Here is an 18,885-nt window from a genome sequence, read left to right on the forward strand (position 1 = left end):
CGGTCAGCCCAGTTCGGCGCTGATGTAGGTGATGGCGTTCCGAAATTCCTTGAGCATCTCGTTGTCGGGAACGACGAAGCCGTAGCCGGCGTATAGCTGATCGGTGGGGTGGGGGGTGACGATCCAGCCGGTGGCGGCCAGGTGCTCCGCGGCGGGTTGGCGCGCCCCCTCCCACACCAGATCGGCGACGTCGATGTCCAGTCCGTGCTTACGCCAGGTGGTGCGCATCGCCCGGGCGCGCTCGTCGGTGAACACGCCCATATTGGTGATGTTCTCGGTGGCCAGCCGACTGCCCGGTGCGCTGAGCGCGGTGATGCTGTCCAGGAGCCGGTCCTGCGCCTGCGGCGGCAGGTAGGGGAGCAGGCCCTCGGCGATCCAGGCCGTCGGCGCCGTAGGGTCAAACCCATTGCCGCGCAGCGCGGTTGGCCAATCGTCGCGCAGATCGATACCTACCGTTCGGCGTTCGGCGGTCGGTTCGGCGCCGATCCGGGCCAGCGTTTCGCTCTTGAAGGCGATGACCTCGGGCTGATCAACCTCGTAGACCACCGTGCCCGCGGCCCACGCCAACCGATAGGCGCGGGCGTCCAGCCCGGAGGCCAAGATCACGGCCTGACGTATCCCGCTGCTGGACGCCGATGTGAAGAAATCGTCGAAAAACCTGGTGCGCACGGCGATCTGCTCGCGACGCTGCTGCAGGGTCACAGGCATGTCGTCGTTGTCGAGCGGGATCTGGCCATCGAGCATGCGGACGAAGAACGGGTGGCCGACCGCGCGCACCAACGGCTCGGCGAACCGGTCATCCAGCAGCGGATCGGGCTCGCGGGAGGCCAGCGCCCGCGACGCGGCGACCATCGTCGCGGTCGCCCCAACGCTGGACGCCAAATCCCAGCTGTCGCCCTCGGTGCGCGCCGAACCAAGTGATGACACTCGCCGCTCCCTCCTGGAATTCGGCCGCCGCGGCGGCATGATTTCGGATGTTCGCCGCCAACGGGGCGCGGCTACACCACCTGGGTCGAAGGGTACTTTCTGCCTAAGCCGCGCTCACCAAGCCCCCGCTGAACTCGAGACAGGAAGCGAACCACTGGATGGCACCGACTCTGCGCCCGCGCCGCTCGGCGTTGTACCTGCCCGGCAACAAGCCCCGCGCATTGGAGAAGGGGAAATCGCTGCCCGCGGACGTGGTCATCCTCGACCTCGAGGACGCCGTAGGACCTGACGCCAAAGCCGATTCACGGGCCGCTGTGTGCGGCGCGATCTCCCCGGATAGCTACGGGCCCCGGGAGGTCGTGGTGCGCATCAACGGCCTGGACACCGACTGGCACGACGAGGACCTGGCCGCCGTGGCCGGTTCGGCCGCTCACGGCGTGCTGGTGCCAAAGGTCGAGTCGGGCGATCAGGTCCGGGCGCTGGCTGCGACACTGGTCAAGCTAAACGCCCCGGAGTCGTTGCAGCTCTGGGTGATGATCGAAACGCCGCGGTCCTTCCTGAGGGTCGAGGAGATCGCCTCGGCCAGCGACCGATTGGCCGCGCTGGTGATCGGCACCAACGACCTGGTGAACGATCTGCACGGCTTGCATGTGCCGGGCCGAGCACCGGTCGTGCCCGCGTTGTCGTTGGCGGTGCTGGGAGCCAGGGCGGCCGGAAAGGTGATCCTGGACGGCGTGTTCAACGACATCACCGACGAAGACGGATTTCGCGCCGAGGCCCGGCAGGGGCGTGAAATGGGTTTCGACGGCAAGACTTTGATCCATCCGTCCCAGATCGGCCCGGCCAACGACCTGTTTGGTCCGTCGCAGCGGGAAGTCGCGGACGCCCGCAAGGTTGTCGCGGCCTATCAGGAGGCACGGGCTGCGGGGACCAGTGTCATCACGGTGGACGGTCGGATGATCGAGAGCCTGCACGTCCGCAATGCCGAGCGAATCCTCGCGCTCGCGGACCTCATCGCGGAACTGGCCTCCGCCTCCTAGGCGTACGAGGCTATTGCTTGTCGACTCGGCCGCCGATCTGGCCGGCAAGTTTGACCGCCACGTCCGCTCCCGCTGGCGTTGGAGATCGGTCCCACTTGGAATTCGCAGGAAGGGACGCCAACGGGGCGTCCGGACACCCCGTGCTCTACCGTGATGGCAGGCGGGGACAGGGGTGCCCAGTTTCGACGAGGGCGCCATGCCCGGACCGGTGAGTCGACGGTGACCACGCGGTAGGTTGAACGCGGTTCCGAACGACTCGAGAGGAGACACCGTGCGTCACAGCGCGGCCATGCCCGAGGCCGACCGCACGTGGATGGTTGACACGCTGCTCGCGCTGCTGCAGACACCCAGTCCGGCGGGGCGGACGGACGCGGTGATGCAGCTCATCGGCGACATCTTCGACGACTTTGGTGTGCCGTTCTCCCTGACCCGGCGCGGCGCGCTCACCGCCGAACTCCCCGGGGAATCGGCGACCATCGACCGCGCGCTGGTCGTTCACGCCGACACCATCGGCTGCATGGTGCGACGGCTCAAGGACAACGGCCGTCTCGAGGTCATTCCGGTCGGCACCTTCTCGGCCCGGTTCGCCGCGGGCGCCCGGGTGCGGATCTTCTCCGACGACCCCGACGAATTCATCACCGGCACGGTCATGCCGCTCAAAGCCAGTGGGCACGCCTTCGGCGACGAGATCGACCTGCAGCCAACCGACTGGGAACACGTCGAGGTCCGCGTCGACCGCAAGGTGTCCTCGCGGGAGGACCTCGTCCGTCTCGGCCTGCAGATCGGCGACTTCGTCGCGCTGATCGCCAGCCCCGAACTGACCGCCGACGGCTACATCGTTTCTCGTCACCTCGACGGCAAGGCGGGCGTCGCGATCGCGCTTGCACTGGCCAAGAATTTCGCCGAGAACAAGCTGGTGCTGCCGCACCGCACGATGGTGATGATCACCATCACCGAGGAAGTCGGCCACGGGGCGAGCCATGGCTTGCCCGCCGATGTCGCCGAATTGGTCTCGGTGGACAACGCGGTGTGCGCGCCCGGCCAACACTCCATCGAGGACGGGGTGACCATTCCGATGGCCGACCTGCACGGCCCGTTCGACTATCACCTGACCCGCAAGCTGTGTCGGCTCGCGCAGGAGCAGGAAATCCCTTGCGCGCGGGATGTCTTCCGCTTTTACCGCTCCGATGCCGCCGCGGCCATCGAGGCGGGCGCGGGCACCCGCGCGGCGCTCGTAGGCTTCGGACTCGACGGCAGCCACGGTTGGGAACGCACCCATCTGGATTCGCTACAGGCGGTGTACTGCCTGCTGCACACCTGGCTGCAGACGCCGCTGACCTTCGCCAAATGGGATGCCAAGCCGTCAGGCAAGCTCCGGGACTTTCCGTCGTCCAAGCAGCCCGCCCCGAGCGAGCGGTGGGTACCGCTGGCCCGCGGGGAACACGATTCACCCGGCGAGGCGTCGCCGGGATCGCACTGGCCGCCGTCGGAAGGCCCGCAGGCCTGAGGCGTTAGCGCCTAGTTTCCGGCGCCGCGGGGGATCCGGTCGGCGCGCCAGCACCGCGATTTCATGGGGACGTCGACCGCGTCGGCCTCAGCGAAACGCTCAGTCAAGGCGGCGCGGGCATTGGCGAGTCGCTCAGCGCGCTCCTCGGGAGACGCGATGATCACCCGGCTGTAGGTGCCCACCATCGCGACGACATCGTCGATGCTCATCCTCCGCGCGAACGTGAACGTCTCGCGGGCGACGTTGTGGAAGATCTGCGGGTCGGGGAGCACGACGTTCTCGTGGCGCCGGCGGAAGCGGTCGGGGGATTCCGCCTCGGGTGTGTCCTCACCCGGCAGCAGGTCGAGGTCGCGCACCCAATCCACGTCACGATCCCGGCTGGTCCAAATCAGGCCGAATCGCCCGCCGTCGCGCAATACCCGGCCGATCTCCGGAACGGCCCGCTCGGGATCCATCCAGTGCCACGCCGACGATACGAACACGGCGTCCGCGGAGACGTCGGGAAGCGGAATCGACTCCCCAGTGCCTTCGACGGCACGAACCTCGGGAGACCGCTCGGTGAGTACCGCCCGCATGCGCGCGTCGGGCTCCACGGCGATGACCGCCGCCGCCCTGTCCACCAGTGTGCGGGTGAACAGCCCGGTGCCCGCGCCCAAGTCGACGGCGACCCCGCAATGGGGCGGAACCAGCCAGTCCACTGCCTGCTGCGGAGGGTGCGGACGCAATCCGTCATAGTCCTCGGCGATCGAGCCGAAGGACGTCGCGCGCTCTTGACGATCAGTCACACGCAACAACGTATTGCAGCTCGCTATGCAAGAGATGAGAAAGAGCGCGCGGCGTCACCACAGGGCGCTGTGATTGACGAGCGCGTCGGCCACCAGACCTATGCCGAAGACCAGGAACAACAGCCGCACCGATATCGGGCCGTAGCGGGTCAGGGCGCGCACGAGCCTGCGCTGAATGCGCTTGGCGCGCATGGTCCGTCTCATCGAAAGGGCAAGGATCATCAGCGGTGGGGAAAGCGCGATCGCCCAGTAGGCAATGATCGCCAACGGCCAGAGCGGTGGCCTCGGGTGCAGGGCGGCGAGCATGGCCAGTCCCGTGAGATAGGGGATTGCGGTTGGCGCCTGTCCACTTCCGACCGCCAAGCCGAGAAACCCGAGCAGCCATGGCCGCTCGCGCATCGCCGCCAAAGCCCATCCGGGAGCCGATGATTGGGCGGTCAGCGGGAAGTACGCCAGGCCGGTCAGCACGAGACCGAGTACCAACTCGCCGCGAAAACGGATGGCCGGTGTCACGTGGAAATCCACGACATGGGTCAAGAAGCTGAGGCCCAGCACCGTGCACAGCCCGAATGTGGTTGTCACGGCGAAGACGCCCGCGATGAAGCTCAGCGCACCCGGAATCGGCGACCGGCGATTCAACCGGCTGTCGAAAATGACGGCCGAGACGACGCCCAGATTGAGGACGTTCAACGAATCGAGAAACGCCAGGCCCGCAAGCGCCAGCACGAGAGCACCCACGCGCCTGAAACCCGCTACCGAGTGAACTGTCCGGGCGTGAACATCAAAGCGGCGATCATGCTGCAGACAATACGAGTCGCAGAGCGGCATGTCTGTTCGAGGCGGCGCCCGCCGCCCTCGGCGGGTACATCACCGGGGCGGCTCGTATGGGTTTCGATCCGGTCACACGGCATGGGGCACCGAGGTTTTCGTTATCACGCGTTCGACAATGCCGGACATGAGGCAGACGCGGGAGCCCGACGGTGGCGCGTGAAATCTCACGCCAGGCGTTCCTGCGGGGTACCGTCGGAGCGTTGGCCACCGGTGCCGTTTTCGGTTCCGCCCGGGCCACCGCGGCCCCCAATCCCACCGGTTGGGAGGGTCTGTCCACCGCCATCGGTGGACAGGTGCTGCTGCCGGACAATGGCGCTTTCGGGTCGGCCAAGCAGGTGTTCAACACCAACTACAACGGCTCGACGCCTGCGGCGATCGTGACCCCGACGTCGCCGGCCGACGTGCAGAAGGCCATGGCGTTCGCCGCCGCCCACAATCTGAAGGTGGCGCCGCGCAGCGGCGGGCATTCGTACATCGGTGCCTCCACGGCAAACGGCGTCATGGTGCTCGACCTGCGTCAGCTGCCCGGCGAGATCAACTACGACGCGGGCACGGGGAACGTCACGGTGACCCCCGCGACCAGCTTGTATGCGATGCACCAGACGTTGGCGGGCGCCGGGCGCGGCATCCCGACGGGTACCTGCCCGTCGGTCGGGGCGTCCGGGCACGCGCTGGGCGGGGGACTGGGCGCCAATTCCCGACACGCGGGGCTGCTGTGCGACCAACTGCTGTCGGCGTCGGTGGTGCTGCCCGGTGGTCAGGCCGTGACCGCGTCGAACGCCAGTAATCCCGACCTGTTCTGGGCGTTGCGCGGTGGGGGCGGCGGCAACTTCGGTGTGACCACCTCGCTGACCTTCGCCACCTTTCCCACGACGGATCTCGACGTGGTGAACCTCAACTTCCCGCCCGAGGCGTTGGCGCAAGTACTGGTCGGGTGGCAGAACTGGCTGCGCACCGCCGACCGGAACAGCTGGGCACTGGCGGACGCCACCGTCGACGGAATGGGGACGCATTGCCGCATCATGGCGACGTGCCCGGTCGGATCGGGGGCCAGCGTAGGGGCGGCGATCACGAAAGCCGTTGGGGTGCAACCGACGGGGACCGACAACCACACCTTCAACTACCTGGACCTGGTCCGGTACCTGGCCGTCGGGAACCTCAACCCGTCACCGCTCGGATATGTCGGGGGATCTGACGTGCTGCCCGTCGTCAACGCGGCCACCGCCCAGGGCATCGCCAAGGCGGTCGACGCCTTTCCGCGTGGGGCGGGCCGCATGTTGGCGATCATGCATGCGCTGGACGGCGCCCTCGCCGATGTGGCCCCGGGGGCGACCGCCTTCCCGTGGCGCCGCCAGTACGCGCTCGTGCAGTGGTACGTCGAAACCGGCGACGCGGCGGCGGCGACCAACTGGCTCAACACCGCACACCAGGCGGTGCAGCCGAATTCGGTCGGCGGCTACGTGAACTACATCGAGGCGAACCAACCGGCCTCCCGGTATTTCAGCTCGAACCTGTCCCGGCTGGCCGCCGTGCGTCAGAAGTACGATCCCGGCCGAATCATGTTCTCGGGGCTCAACTTCTAGTGAATGGCGTGCGCGCCTGACGTCGAGACATAATCCCCAGCATGGCCGACACGGTAAAAGTCACGTTAGATCGCGCCAGCGTGGCGATGGGCGACGACGTCGAGTCCCATCGCGTCTTCTGGGTCTTCCCCGACTCGGCCACCGTCGACGATTTGCTCGTCGCAGTCTCCCGCTACGTGCCGGGGGTTGCCGGACCGGCCGGGTGGATGGTCGACGTCAATACCGGTGACCGGGTGCGCCGACGCGACCTCGGCATCATCTACACGCGCGATGACCTCAGGCAAGAGGATCAGATCTGCCGATTGACGGCCGGTAACACAACATTGGGCGATCTTGCCCGGTGGGCAAAGGTGCCCGACCTTGATGTGTACGCCCGGTACCTGACCTGGGACATGGGACGGCCGCTCGCACTGAGCGAGGTGACGGCCGCCGCCACTTATACGGGCGCCCAGCCGACCAAGCTGCAATCCGAGGCCGAGGCGCAAGCCAACACGGACTGGGTCTTGACGCGCGAACTCGATCGTCGCGCCGCCGAAGTCGCTGCGATGCGCCGCGACTGGATTCGCGCCAACATCATCGCGGGAAGCACGCCGCCCCCCGGGACCGACATTTTCATTGCACGCAATTTCCACTACTTGGCCGACCTACACTGCCCGGCCAGCATGGATGTGGCCGCGCAACTGCTGCTGGGAACCGACGAAGCTCAATACGAAAACCTCAGCGCGGCAATCGATATCGACGCCCGCCCGGCGATGGTGACCCTGGCGATGGTGCTAGCGGCTTTCGAATGGCATACGGCCTACGGCAGCTGGCAAGCCGGCGGACGCCCATATCTCAAGCCATACTTCGAATACCTCGCCGGCTGCGGTTATCGGCTCTCGCCGATCGAACAAGTCATGGCCGGCCAGATCACGGCTGAGCAATTGAAATTCTCGCAAGGCGACATCGCCAGGCTGAACCGCATCCGGCAATTGCGGGATCTGCAATACCAGCTGCGGACGAACCGCTACTACGCCAAAACGCTGACCGAGGAGCAGTACCGCGCGGCTATCACCTCCGTCCACGCCGAACTCTCCGCCCTCGGCGAGTTGCCCGGGCCGATGTAAGCCCGCTGCGCGTGCGATGGAGCGTCAACGCCCTTAAGCCGGGACGTGGTCGGCGAGCTCGTCGAGCAAGGCGTGATTCAAGACGAATGCGAATTTGACCTCGTCGACGACGCGATCGATGTCGCCCGCGCTCGGGCTTAGCGCGTCGAGGCGGGCCCGATAGGAGTCTTTATACGGCTTGGACCGCATCGGGAATTCGTAGAACGCGAGCCCAACGCCGCGCAGACCAAACGTGCGGTCGAGAGCCCCGCGAACGACCCGGCCCCCCGAAAGGTCTCCCAGGTATCGCGTGTAGTGGTGAGCCACCAAGAAGCCACCCCAGGTCAGGCTGCGGATGCGCGCGCTGTAAGCCTTCGCCGCGGGGGAGTCGATTTCGCGCGTGCCCTCGGGCCGCCAGTGCCGCAGATCGGCGTCGATGGCGGTCAGCCGCTCCAACGCCGGGTCGTAGACGGCGGCAACCATGGGGTCGCAGCGGCGCGCCCGCATTACGTCCTCCAGGGCGGCGTACACCACGCGTAATCGAAGCAGGTATTCCGAGTAGCCCCGAACCGTAACGCGGCCAGCGAGCAATTCGGAGATGAATGTGCTCTGCTCGGCGGCGATGTGCTCGGCCGCTGATCCGTCCTTCATCGCGACCGACAAGGGCCGGCGTGTCGAGTGGACGAGCTGGCTCATGGCCAGCTCAGATTACAGCGGTGATCGCGGCGGACGGCGCGGCCGCGCGGGACCGCAACGCTTAGGCTCGAGTAATTGACACAGACGCAACCAGGGGAGCGCAGAGCCGATCACTTACTGGCGCGAGCATTGGGATACCACCCACGTCGCTGAGCAACTCGGCATAGGGCCGCGCTCATGTTCGCGCCGCTGACCAGTTGAGCGACAGGGATTTGGCGCGCCGAGCTAGCTGGATGCGCCGAGGATCTTGATCGCGAACACCAGCGAGTCGCCCGGCCGGATTCCAGCGCTGGGTTGGCCGTTGGGGTATCCATCCGCGGAAGTCATCGCGACACCAACCGTGGATCCGACCTTTTGGCCCGCGATGGCCTTCTGGAACCCGGGCACGACGCCGTTGAGCGGGAAGTCAACCGGGGCGCCCCGTTCGTAGCTGTTGTCGAACACCGACCCATCACGTCCGTTGACCCCCATGTAGCAGACGGAGACCCTGGCCGCGGCCGGGACCACGGGGCCGTCTCCCGCGTGCAGCGTGTGGACCTGGGTCTGAGTCACGCTGAACGGTGCCGTCACGTCCACGCGCGGTGCCGTCGTATCCGTGGATCCAGTGATCGCTACGCTGCCGGTGCTTCCCGCCAGCGTCCAGTCGGGCGTTCCGCCATTCGGTGCGGGCGCTGTCGGGCACGAGCCGGCCGCGGTTGCCGTGCCGGATCCGACGAGGGTCAGGACGGTTGCCGCGACGCAGGCCGCGACGGACGAATGCACCAGGGAGGACTTCACGGCCGTCACGCTACAGCCAGTTCAGTTGTCCGTCGGCGGTAGCCCTGCGCCTGCTGATCAAGTGCAGAGGCTGGGGGCGTCGCACACGTTGCCGGGGCAATAGATCGAATGCGCCGCGTCGACCATGGTGCCGACGTCCAACAACGTCACGCCCCTCGCGTTCAAGTGGGCGTGAACGTCGTCGGCAATTTCTTGTGGCGTCCAACCCCAGGTGAGGTCGTAGCAGATGAGGTGCGCCTCGCCGATGAGCGCCTCTTCGGTCTGGGGCGGCCAACTGAGGCCGACGGCGCGCAGTTGTGCGAGGTAGGCGTCGTCCTGTGGGGTGGCGGCTGCAAGCGCAGCACTGCTGACCAGGGCAGCGCCGGCCATCACGGGGATGGCGAGTGTGGCCAGCCAACGAGGTGAGGGCATTTGATTCCCGTCCATTCTTCTTGGCGTTCGCACGGCCGCAAAAGTGTGCCGCCGCAAAGCGGCGCGGATATGAACAATAGCGAAGACCCCGAGGGCGGGTCCGCGTTCGCATTCACTATCGCTCCCGCGGTCCTTAGCCGGTCAGCGCAGCCACGCCGAGACCGGCAAAGAGCGCCGCGCCACCCCCGCAGGCGATCGCGCCGGCCGGCGACAACGTCTGGCGCCGCATGCCGTTGACCGCTGCGACGACGTCCAAGGTGTCGACTAAAAGACCCAGTTGCAGAGCGCGCGTGCGCAGCCGAGGCGAGGCGGTATCCATGATGGCGATCGCCAGCGTTAGTTCGCGGGAACCGAACAGTTGAGTGGTCAGCGGCTGTTGACGGTCAGCACCCAGCCCGATCAGAGCCGCTGTCTTTTTCGGAGCAAGCCATGCGCTCACGCCTGTTACAAACCGCAATGCGGCGAAAGTGGGGAGTAGTACGCGGTTTCGGGTCTCATTCATAACCCACCCTCTCAGAGTGAGGCTTCCATGGCTATTGGACCTGGTGCGGTGTCCTGCTCCCGTTCAGGGCCGTTATGGCCGAGAAACAGGTAAGCAAATTTGCACAACTACTTTTGCGGTGTGTCTTATCCTGCTTGCGAACCGCCCCCGGCAGATTGAGGAGAATGTTGTCTCTGACACGAAGCCGCATTGTGGTGGTCGTGTTGGCAACTATCGGGCTCCTCGCTTTCGCGACGATGCTGTTCATCTCGAACGGTGCCCCGGGCCACGGGCTAGTCGCCCCGGCAGGCTCCGTCGTCGCGGGAGTCTTTGCACTCGCATGTTCCGCCAATGCCGCGCGCGGTTCTCGAAGCCGCCAACGCCTTGCGTGGACCGTTCTTTCTATTGGGCTGCTCGGCTGGACCGCCGGCCAAGCAGCGTGGTGCTACGTCGCCGTCGGTGGCAGTCTTCCGGTCGCGGGCCTCTCCGCGGCCAACTTCGGCTACCTCATCTTGCCGCTGTGCGCGCTGGGGACCGCGGTCGCGATTCCCAGCCGGGATGACGCGCGATTTGGGATCGGCCTCCTGCTCGACGGCATCCTCGTCACGGCGTCGCTATTGATCGTTCTCGTCATCCTGACGTTGGGTCGCGCCGCGCACTCACCACAGACGGTCAGCGTCCCAGAGATCCTGCTGGCCACCGCGGCGGGCGTGTATGTGGGCCTTGTCGCCACGACCTTCGTCGTGGTGAGGAAGGCCGAGGCGGACCGCAAGCTTTCACCCACGCTGATGATGCTGGGATGGGGCACCATCGCAGTGGCCGGGGTGATCCACGTCGCAAAGGATTACGCCGACCAGGCACCGAATGACCTCGTGGTCCTTGGATGGGCAGGCGGAATGTACTTCGTCGCGCTGTCCGGCATCACTTCTCAGCCCAGCCAGGAACCCGACCTTGGTTTTTCGCAGCCCTCTTCGAGGGCGTCGTTGTGGCTGCCTTACCTGCCCGTGTTGCTGGCCATCGTCGTTGGCACCGTGCACTTTTGGCCCGCATACCGCAGCGAGGCGTTCATCTTCTTGGTTTGCGTGGTGCTTTTCGTCACCACCCTGGCCCGCCACATCCTGCTGTTGGAACGCAAGCAACGTCTGGTTGCCGCGGTGTCTGACGCCGCCCTACGAGACCCGTTGACGGGGTTGGCAAATCAGCGACTATTCGATGATCGGCTAGCCCACGCGTTGCGCCTACACGTTCAGCACAGCGTGCCTGTCAGCGTGCTCACGCTGGGTGTGGATGATTTCCGGCTGGTGAACGACACGCTCGGTTATGACGTGGGCGACGAACTATTGCGCGCGGTCGGCAAGCGGATCCAGGCCAATGTCAGCGATGGCCATACCGTTGCCCGGATGGGCGGGGACGAATTCGCGATTCTGGTCGAAGACCGTCCCGACGCGGCAGCACACGTTGCCGATGTGTTAGCACGGTCTTTCCACGAACCCATCGAGATTGAGGATCACCGCCTGGACGCGCGCGTGAGTATCGGTGTGGCATCGGCTAATTCAGGGCTCATCACCACCCCCACGCCGGGTGATCTCCTCAGACAGGCCGATGCGGCACGATCCGTCGCCCGGCAGGCGAACTCGGCCAATGTTCGGACGTTCACACCCGAGATGGACGATCAACTTGGCGGGGCGCCGGCCTACGACAGTGCCATCGCGCGACTGCAGCTGCTCGGCGAACTGCGACGCGCCATTGAGAACGACTCGCTGACGCTGCTATACCAGCCGAAATTCGGCTTGATGACCGGTTCGGTGCGCGGAGTGGAGGCGCTCGTCCGATGGCAGCACCCGCGCTTTGGCGTGCTGAAGCCCGCCCAGTTTTTGCCCCTGGTTCGCGAGCACGGCCTGATGCATGCGCTCACGGATCTGGTGTTGTCGCGCGCCGTCGCCGACGCTGCCGCTTGGCACGCGGCAGGCGCAGCGATCCCGGTCGCGATCAACCTGGCGGCGCCCTCGCTCGACAAGGACGCGCTGCCCGACCGCATCATGTCCGTGCTTCACACATACGCAATGTCTCCCGGTTCTCTCACGATTGAGATCACCGAGGATTTGGTGGTGGCCGACCTGGCCAAGGCCCGCACGGTGCTAGATCGCCTCCGGGAGAACGGCATCCGGGTGGCGATCGACGACTTCGGCAGCGGCTACGCCACTCTGACCTATCTGCGCGAGCTACCGGTCGATGAAGTAAAACTCGGGCGCGAATTCATCGCGCCGATCCTGCACGACGACCGAGCCGCAATCATTACGCACTCGGTCATCGAGTTGGCATCTGCGTTCGGCATCGTGACCGTCGCGGAAGGCGTCGAGGATCTCGCCACGGCCCAACGACTCAAGGACTACGGTTGCGACGCCGTACAGGGGAACTTCTTCTGTCGCCCGTTGCCCGCTTCCGAGATCCCGCGGGTCTCCGGTGTCTCCACGCTCGCGGCGCAATAGACGTCGTCTTTCAAACGGTGGCTTAGTTCGCGACCGATCGCTCCAGGGTGGCCAGCGACGCGGCTAGGTAGTCCTCACCGAAGATCGGCATATCGCCGACCCGGTCGCGGAACTCCTGCGGTGTGCCGCTCCAGTCATAGGTGAGCGTCACGTCGGTCTGGTTCCCGTTGGGTGCGAGGTCATAGCGCCAAAACCAACCACCGGGATTGTGGTTGCCCGCGTCGTCGAGTACGCCCGGCATCCAGCCGATGGCACGGTCCGGGTCGAACACATTGACCAGGTTGTGGGTGACATAGTCGCCGCCGGCCAGGGTGAGGTACATGTTCATCGCGAACAGCTGTCCCGCGCGGGTGATGGGCGCGGTGTCCACCGCATCACGGACCCAGTCAGTGGGCTCGGTGTTCTGGTGCCGGGACGGGTCAGCGAGGACCGCGAAAATCTCGGCCGGCGTCGCGGCGATGGTGCGGGTGACGACGTAACGTTCGGCGGTTGGGCTCATTCGTTCTCCTCACTGGCGGGCCCGTAGGCGGCTGCGATACCGGGGGAGTCAAGCCAACCCGAGTAGGTGGGGCGAGAGGGCCAGCCTTCGGGCGAATCGAGCCATTCCTCCTGCCGGCCCCAGGGCAGGATGTCGATCAGACCAAAAGAGTGACTGAGCTGCTCGGTGCCCCGCCCATTGGTGTGCCAAGTCCTGTACACCGCGTCACCGTCGCGCAGGAACACGTTGACGCCAAAACCGCCGCCGGGCGGAGCATCCATGTCGGCGGCGAAGGGGCTCTGCGACGACGAGTACCACTCCATGCGGTTGCCGACCTTTCGCTTGTAGGCGAGTGCTTCGTCGATCGGTCCGTTGGTGACGATGACGAAACGGGCGTCGTAGTTGTCGAGGAACTCCAGTCGGGTGAACTGCGACGTGAAGCCCGTGCATCCGGCGCATTGCCACTCCGCGCCGTCCGACCACATGTGGTGGTACACGATGAGCTGGGAACGGCCGGCGAACACGTCGGCAAGGCGGATCGGGCCCTCAGCCCCGATCAACGTGTAGTCGGCCAACTCGACCATCGGCAGACGCCGGCGCTGGGCGGCGACCGCATCCAATTCTCGAGTAGCGGCCTTCTCCCTTTTGCGCAGTTCGTCGAGCGCGGCGCGCCACGTTTGTTGATCGACGACCGGAGGCAGGGCCGTGGCTTTGGGCGACATGGGATCCACCTTTGCTTTGAAGTCTTTTGTCCGAAAGGTCTGACTGCCGAAACGTCCGGAATTCATCGCAGACCGTCGCTGCCGCGGTGGTCATGACCGCGCCGCGGGCCCGATTCGAATAGACGACGAGGGGAGACCTTCTCGTTGTGGCGACGTTCGCGTCGATGGCCGCCATGACGATCGCGACGGCCGCTGAGCAAGGCCGGGTGCCGATGACGCCCAGCAGCGCCAACCGCTCGGCGTCCATTGACGTGTGATAGCGCCGATAGAACTGCTAGCAACGCTATTGACACCGCCAAGTTCCCGGGGTTAGCGTTGCTAGCAGTCACGGCATGAGGGGAGTTAGGGCATGGTTCTGGACGTCATGACCCGCGCCGCTGCACTGATCGCGGTGCTGGGGACCGCGGTGGTCTACGGAACCGACGTGTTCTGCGCAATCGTGCTGCGACCGGCATTGGCGTTGGTCGACGACGATGCCTTGGTCGTGGTCACGGGAAGGGTGCACCAATTTGGAGACCGGCGCATGCCTGTGCCCGGGGTGCTCGGGGTCGTCGCGACCGCGACGAGCGCGGTGCTGGCCACCGTGGCCGTGAATTGGGCGCAGGCGATCGCGGCCGGCGTCGCGCTGGTCGTGCTGTTGGTCTGGCTCGCGCTGTATACCAGGGTGAGCGCACCAATTAATCGGCGATTGACAGCGGCCGCGGATGCTAGTCGGCGACTACCGGATGGGCGTGCGCTGCAAGAGAAGTGGGACTCGATCATCGGCGCCCGCGCGACCCTTCAGGGTGTTGCAGTGGCCGCGCTATGCGTGGTGCTGATGATGTGACGTCCCGGCCAGCCCCGAGTTCGCCGCCGACATGACGGGGTTCGACGTCGGCGTCATCGTCGACGTTCAAACAATGCTGCTTGACCCGACGCCGTTTTCACCGATTCACTGACGACTTCAGGAGCGCGCGACATGACCATGACAACCACTACCGGCTACACGCTCGCCGGACTCCTAGCCGCGGGCATCATCTTCATCGGCGCACGTTTCCTCGTCGCGCCGCGCCTCGCCGCCGCCGGCTACGGGGTGCTTCCGGAGGTGGACCGGCCGGGTGTGGGCGCGTACCTGAGCGTCAAGGGCGTGCGCGACATCGCCAGTGGGCTCTTCGTCATCATCCTGATGATCGCGGGCGCGACACAACTGGTCGGCTGGGTGATGTTGGCCGCCACCATCATTCCGCTCGCCGACGCGACCATCGTGCTCCGCAACGGCGGCTCGAAGTCGATAGCGTGGGGAGTCCACGGCGCCACCGCCGCCGTCATGCTGATCACAAGTGCGCTCCTGCTCGCGCATTAGGGGAGCGGGATGCGTGCCCGCGCCATCCGCCCCGATCGTTGAACTTGTTGCGGCGCAAGACCTTTAACCTGCCGCGACCCCGAGGGGCGGACCCACGGTGGGGGTGGTGGTGGTGGGTAGGCATCCGGTCGCTGAAGCGGCGGTAAAGGCGAGCATCAACGCGACGACGAGCTTCGTGACTAGACGTGACATGGCGACTCCATTCATCCGGCCCCTCGTCAAAACGTTAGACGGAGCGGCGATTTATTTCAACCATTATTGAAATAGTTCGACTCTGCAGGCATACTTCCTATGCGGACAGATTGATCGGTCGCACAGCAGGAGCGCTCAGCGAGCGTTGGGCGCATTAGTGTGTGCGCTGATGTGGCAGGCTTTGTCGTTCCTGCCGGAGAGCCGGAGCCACGGATGGAGAAGGGGAGTCACTTGACGTCGAAGGTTCCGCCGGTCAGGGTCGCGCGAGCCGTTGAACGTGCCCGCCACCACTTGTCGCGCCTGCGCCAGCGCTCCGCACCACCTGCCGCAGTGATGATGGAATTGATTCTGAACGCGTGGGTGGCCCAGGCGATCACGTCCGCGGCGGACCTTGGGGTAGCGGATGCTCTGGCGGACGGCCCCTTGTCGGGCGAGCAACTGGCCGACCGGGTCGGTGCCGACGCCGACGCGCTGAGGCGACTCATGCGCGCGTTGATCGGTATAGGGATTTTCCGCAAGGGCAGCGACGGGCGTTACGCACTCACGCCACTAGCGGACACGCTGCGCACCGACGCGCCGGTCTCAATGGCCGGGATGGCGCGGTGGGTCGGCTCACCTCAGCATCGCGAGCACTGGAGCCACCTGACCGACGCGATTCGCACCGGAAACCCGGCGCTCCCAAAGCTTCGCGGCAAGCCAGCGTTCGAGTACCTGGCCGACGAACCGGAGTTGGGTGAAATCTTCAACTCCGCTATGACCAATGTGTCCGAGTTTGCGAACGTGCCCCTGACGGCAGCCTACGATTTCGGTGCGTTCGGGACGATCGTCGATGTCGGTGGTGGACACGGTCGGCTCTTGGCGGCGATCCTCGAGACGGCTCCGAATTCGCGCGGCGTGCTGTTCGACCTTCCGGAGGTCGTGGCCGGCGCCGCCGAATTGTTTTGTAAGTACGGTGTCGATGGCCGGGTCCGGATCGAAGAGGGCTCGTTCTTCGACTCCGCGCCGGAGGGCGGCGACGCGTATGTGCTCAAGAACGTCATCCACGACTGGCCCGAGGAAGATGCGGTGCGCATCCTGAAGAACGTCCGCGCCGCGGCCCGCACCGGAGCGCGCCTGCTGCTTTGCGAGTTCGTCATCCCCGACCATGACCGCGACTTCCACGGCAAGTGGGTTGACATCGAAATGCTCATCGTCGCCGGTGCGCGCGAACGCACCGCGAACGAGTACGACCGGTTGTTCGACCAAGCCGGTTTCCGGTTGAATCGCATCGTTGATACCGTATCGCCGCTGAGCATCATCGAGGGGATTGCGGTGCAGCGGGCGCACTTTGGCGCCTGACCAGCACGCCCAATGCCGAATCCGCAGGGGCCACGGAGGGGCGAGTATTCAGGGACTTTCGGAGGTTTGCGATGAGACAACCCAACGGCGACGCCTGGGGTCCGGCCACCGGTGTAGGAACCACGGCCACGATGGCAGCGGCGGCAAGGGCCATCGCCACCAGGGATGGGGTCATCAACGATGTCTTCGCCGAGCCGTTGGTGCGCGCGGTCGGTGTGAATTTTCTGACCCGCTGGGCTACCGGTGAGCTGGTCGCCGCGGATCTCGACACCGAGGGCAGCCCATGGGGTCTGGCGCAGATGCCTGCATCGATTGCGGCCCGCACGCGATACTTCGACGAATTCTGTGCCGATGCCGCCGCGGCGGGCATCCGCCAAGCCGTCATCCTCGCCTCGGGCTTGGATGCTCGCGCCTATCGACTGGATTGGCCGAATGGGATGACGGTGTTCGAGATCGATCAGCCGGCCGTCATCGAGTTCAAATCCACGACGCTGGCCGGACTCGGCGCCGAACCGGCGGTCGCTGTGCGTACGGTCGCGACCGACCTGCGCGAGGACTGGTCGACAGCATTGAAGGCGGCGGGCTTCGATACCAGTAAGGCCACGGCGTGGATCGCCGAAGGTCTCTTCGGCTATTTGGCACCCGAGGCTCAGGATCGGCTGCTCGATGCCATCACCGCACTCAGCGCGCCAGGTAGCCGCCTCGCAAGCGAGGCCGTGCCGAATACCGGCGACATGGACCCCGATGCAGCGCGCGAGCGCATGCGCGAAGCGACGGCCAAGTGGCGCGAGCACGGCTTCGAGCTCGACTTCGACGTAATCGAGTTCGAAGGCGAGCGCCGCGACGTCTGCGCGTACCTTGACCCGCGCGGCTGGACATCGGTCGCAACGCCGATGGCCGAGCTGCTCGCCGGTCACGGGTTGGGGGCGATAGCACGCGCCGACGATGACCGACAGACGATGAACGGCGTCACCTACTACACGTCGACGCTGGGCACGGGCCGATAGGGCGCCTTCGGGGCAGCGGCACTCACCGCCATCGCGCCGTTATCTGTCTCCCGGGCGCTCAGGCGGGGCAGGCGCGTGCCAGGGTCGCCATCTCATCGCCGAACTCGTGGTTCACCCGGGCCGCCGCTTTCGCCGATGGCGGCAGTTCCACTTTCAATGGGTCTTGTTCGCCGAGTTCGCCGTTCATCTGATTGGCGTCTTTCATGAATTCTCGGGCCAGCGCCGCGGCTCGTTGCGCGTGAGCTGACAGGCCAGGCGCGGTCACCTGGTTGGCGCGCTGCTGCAGGCCGTCCAGCCATGCCTGGTAGTCGGCGTCAGAGGGCACCGAGTCTTGTTGGTATGAACCCGGGGGCGCGAACCGCGTTTTGGCTTTCAACGAGGCCTGCATGTCGCGGTTGTAATCGATGAATTGCCGTACACGCCAACAAGGTTGCGCCCGCTCATCGATGTGCCACGCGACGACCAGACCCGCGGCGGCCGCGGCTACGCATAGCATCATCAGCAAGCGCCGGGCGGTCCTACGGGTACGGAGACTGTTATTGGCCACGCGACCAACCTAATTCCTTGATCGGGCCGCGCGGAACAAGTCGGTGCAGTTCATTCGCCGCTTCGCCACGGCGGATGCGAATGCGAGTGATCAGCCGCCTGGGCCCGGCCCGTCACGCGTGGGGGCAGAAAATGCCCAGTATCTGTTGGCAGTTGTCCTTATTGATGAGCCCCGGCGGTGGTGGGGGCGGTGGCGGAGGCGGGTTGTCGCCGTCCCAAATGTTCTGGGCGACATTGCCCTGTCCGAAGTAGACGTAATAGTAGGTGTGGCAGATGTTGTTGTCCCAAATGACCGGATTAGTGACGTGGTTACCGGTCGGCGGGAGTGGCTCCCCTGGGCACCAGCGGTGCGGGCCGCCATCGGCGTTGGCGGTTCCTGCGGCGAGCCCGAGTCCCGCGACACCCAAACCGCCGGCCAACAGGGCGGTGGTTGCTACTCGCACGATTCGTCGCATCATGGTGGTCCTCTTCTGTCGGGGTGGCGGCCAGCTTTCGGCCGCCTTCGCGTTGAAGTGAATAACGGGCCCCCAGCTACCGATCTCAACTTGGCCAGGGGACGCCATGCCCGGGGCGCAGCCGGAGAAGACCACCCCCACGGCGAGGTGGGCGGTAGGGGAGCCGCCAACCGGGCATAGTCGGCGCGGAAAA

At 65.8% G+C, this 18,885-nt stretch carries 20 protein-coding genes; 9 read left to right on the forward strand and 11 right to left on the reverse strand.

From position 1 onward, the window contains the following. Positions 1-3: 3 nt before the first annotated feature. Positions 4-927, reverse strand: a complete 924-nt coding sequence (locus tag A5711_RS23715; RefSeq protein WP_067950885.1) for a class I SAM-dependent methyltransferase — start codon at positions 925-927, stop codon at positions 4-6. A 158-nt stretch (positions 928-1,085) separates the two neighbouring features. Here A5711_RS23715 and A5711_RS23720 point away from each other — a divergent pair, with 158 nt between their 5' ends. Together A5711_RS23720 and A5711_RS23725 are read left to right on the forward strand one after the other, a co-directional pair. Next, positions 1,086-1,967: a CoA ester lyase gene (locus tag A5711_RS23720; RefSeq protein WP_067950887.1), complete on the forward strand. Its 882-nt coding sequence runs from the start codon at positions 1,086-1,088 to the stop codon at positions 1,965-1,967. 271 nt (positions 1,968-2,238) lie between these two features. Then, a complete protein-coding gene (locus A5711_RS23725) occupies positions 2,239-3,474 on the forward strand; it encodes an osmoprotectant NAGGN system M42 family peptidase (protein WP_156673217.1) in 1,236 nt (411 codons plus the stop codon). A gap of 11 nt (positions 3,475-3,485) precedes the next feature. Here A5711_RS23725 and A5711_RS23730 read toward each other — a convergent pair whose 3' ends face one another. Both A5711_RS23730 and A5711_RS23735 read right to left on the reverse strand, forming a co-directional pair. Then, positions 3,486-4,259: a class I SAM-dependent methyltransferase gene (locus A5711_RS23730; protein ID WP_067950891.1), complete on the reverse strand. Its 774-nt coding sequence runs from the start codon at positions 4,257-4,259 to the stop codon at positions 3,486-3,488. 54 nt (positions 4,260-4,313) lie between these two features. Next, positions 4,314-4,997, reverse strand: coding sequence for a GAP family protein (locus A5711_RS23735; RefSeq protein ID WP_067950893.1), 684 nt, complete (start codon positions 4,995-4,997; stop codon positions 4,314-4,316). 242 nt (positions 4,998-5,239) lie between these two features. Here A5711_RS23735 and A5711_RS23740 point away from each other — a divergent pair, with 242 nt between their 5' ends. Then, on the forward strand, positions 5,240-6,673 hold the full coding sequence (locus A5711_RS23740; RefSeq protein WP_067950894.1) for an FAD-binding oxidoreductase: 1,434 nt from the start codon (positions 5,240-5,242) through the stop codon (positions 6,671-6,673). Positions 6,674-6,714: 41 nt separating this feature from the next. Further along, a complete protein-coding gene (locus A5711_RS23745) occupies positions 6,715-7,779 on the forward strand; it encodes a hypothetical protein (protein WP_067950895.1) in 1,065 nt (354 codons plus the stop codon). Positions 7,780-7,812: 33 nt separating this feature from the next. Here the strand turns inward: A5711_RS23745 and A5711_RS23750 are convergent, their stop codons facing one another. The 4 genes from A5711_RS23750 to A5711_RS23765 all read right to left on the reverse strand — a co-directional run bounded on the left by A5711_RS23750 (position 7,813) and on the right by A5711_RS23765 (position 10,144). Next, the gene (locus tag A5711_RS23750) at positions 7,813-8,454 is read right to left on the reverse strand and encodes a heme oxygenase (biliverdin-producing) (protein ID WP_067950896.1); all 642 of its coding nucleotides are present in this window, start codon (positions 8,452-8,454) and stop codon (positions 7,813-7,815) included. Between the two features lie 225 nt (positions 8,455-8,679). Next, positions 8,680-9,240: an FKBP-type peptidyl-prolyl cis-trans isomerase gene (locus A5711_RS23755; RefSeq protein ID WP_067950897.1), complete on the reverse strand. Its 561-nt coding sequence runs from the start codon at positions 9,238-9,240 to the stop codon at positions 8,680-8,682. Between the two features lie 48 nt (positions 9,241-9,288). Further along, positions 9,289-9,600 carry a DUF732 domain-containing protein gene (locus tag A5711_RS23760; RefSeq protein WP_082953303.1) on the reverse strand — a complete coding sequence of 104 codons (312 nt, stop codon included), beginning with the start codon at positions 9,598-9,600 and terminating at the stop codon, positions 9,289-9,291. Positions 9,601-9,775: 175 nt separating this feature from the next. Continuing rightward, on the reverse strand, positions 9,776-10,144 hold the full coding sequence (locus A5711_RS23765) for a hypothetical protein (RefSeq protein ID WP_067950898.1): 369 nt from the start codon (positions 10,142-10,144) through the stop codon (positions 9,776-9,778). A 164-nt stretch (positions 10,145-10,308) separates the two neighbouring features. Here A5711_RS23765 and A5711_RS23770 point away from each other — a divergent pair, with 164 nt between their 5' ends. After that, positions 10,309-12,612 carry a bifunctional diguanylate cyclase/phosphodiesterase gene (locus tag A5711_RS23770; RefSeq protein WP_197520854.1) on the forward strand — a complete coding sequence of 768 codons (2,304 nt, stop codon included), beginning with the start codon at positions 10,309-10,311 and terminating at the stop codon, positions 12,610-12,612. A gap of 22 nt (positions 12,613-12,634) precedes the next feature. Here A5711_RS23770 and A5711_RS23775 read toward each other — a convergent pair whose 3' ends face one another. Together A5711_RS23775 and A5711_RS23780 are read right to left on the reverse strand one after the other, a co-directional pair. Further along, positions 12,635-13,111 carry an SRPBCC family protein gene (locus A5711_RS23775; RefSeq protein ID WP_067950900.1) on the reverse strand — a complete coding sequence of 159 codons (477 nt, stop codon included), beginning with the start codon at positions 13,109-13,111 and terminating at the stop codon, positions 12,635-12,637. Next, entirely contained in the window at positions 13,108-13,812 is a 705-nt protein-coding gene (locus tag A5711_RS23780) for a DUF899 family protein (RefSeq protein ID WP_067950901.1), read from the reverse strand. Before A5711_RS23780 ends, A5711_RS23775 begins: the two co-directional genes overlap by 4 nt. Positions 13,813-14,161: 349 nt before the next feature. On the opposite strand from A5711_RS23780, the gene A5711_RS23785 reads away from it, so the two are divergent. The 4 genes from A5711_RS23785 to A5711_RS23800 all read left to right on the forward strand — a co-directional run bounded on the left by A5711_RS23785 (position 14,162) and on the right by A5711_RS23800 (position 17,691). After that, the gene (locus tag A5711_RS23785) at positions 14,162-14,638 is read left to right on the forward strand and encodes a DUF1772 domain-containing protein (protein WP_067950902.1); all 477 of its coding nucleotides are present in this window, start codon (positions 14,162-14,164) and stop codon (positions 14,636-14,638) included. A gap of 132 nt (positions 14,639-14,770) precedes the next feature. Then, complete coding sequence (locus A5711_RS23790; protein ID WP_067950903.1) at positions 14,771-15,154, forward strand: DUF4267 domain-containing protein; 384 nt, start codon at positions 14,771-14,773, stop codon at positions 15,152-15,154. 405 nt (positions 15,155-15,559) lie between these two features. Further along, complete coding sequence (locus tag A5711_RS23795; protein WP_067950904.1) at positions 15,560-16,684, forward strand: methyltransferase; 1,125 nt, start codon at positions 15,560-15,562, stop codon at positions 16,682-16,684. A gap of 71 nt (positions 16,685-16,755) precedes the next feature. Continuing rightward, a complete protein-coding gene (locus tag A5711_RS23800) occupies positions 16,756-17,691 on the forward strand; it encodes an SAM-dependent methyltransferase (RefSeq protein WP_067950905.1) in 936 nt (311 codons plus the stop codon). A 58-nt stretch (positions 17,692-17,749) separates the two neighbouring features. Here A5711_RS23800 and A5711_RS23805 read toward each other — a convergent pair whose 3' ends face one another. Beyond that, a complete protein-coding gene (locus tag A5711_RS23805) occupies positions 17,750-18,190 on the reverse strand; it encodes a hypothetical protein (RefSeq protein WP_067950906.1) in 441 nt (146 codons plus the stop codon). A gap of 160 nt (positions 18,191-18,350) precedes the next feature. Beyond that, positions 18,351-18,695 (reverse strand): hypothetical protein, encoded by a 345-nt coding sequence (locus A5711_RS26590; RefSeq protein ID WP_156673219.1) that lies wholly within the window; start codon positions 18,693-18,695, stop codon positions 18,351-18,353. Positions 18,696-18,885: the final 190 nt, after the last annotated feature.

It is taken from the genome of Mycobacterium sp. E2238, assembly GCF_001672665.1.
Taxonomy (GTDB): Bacteria; Actinomycetota; Actinomycetes; order Mycobacteriales; family Mycobacteriaceae; genus Mycobacterium.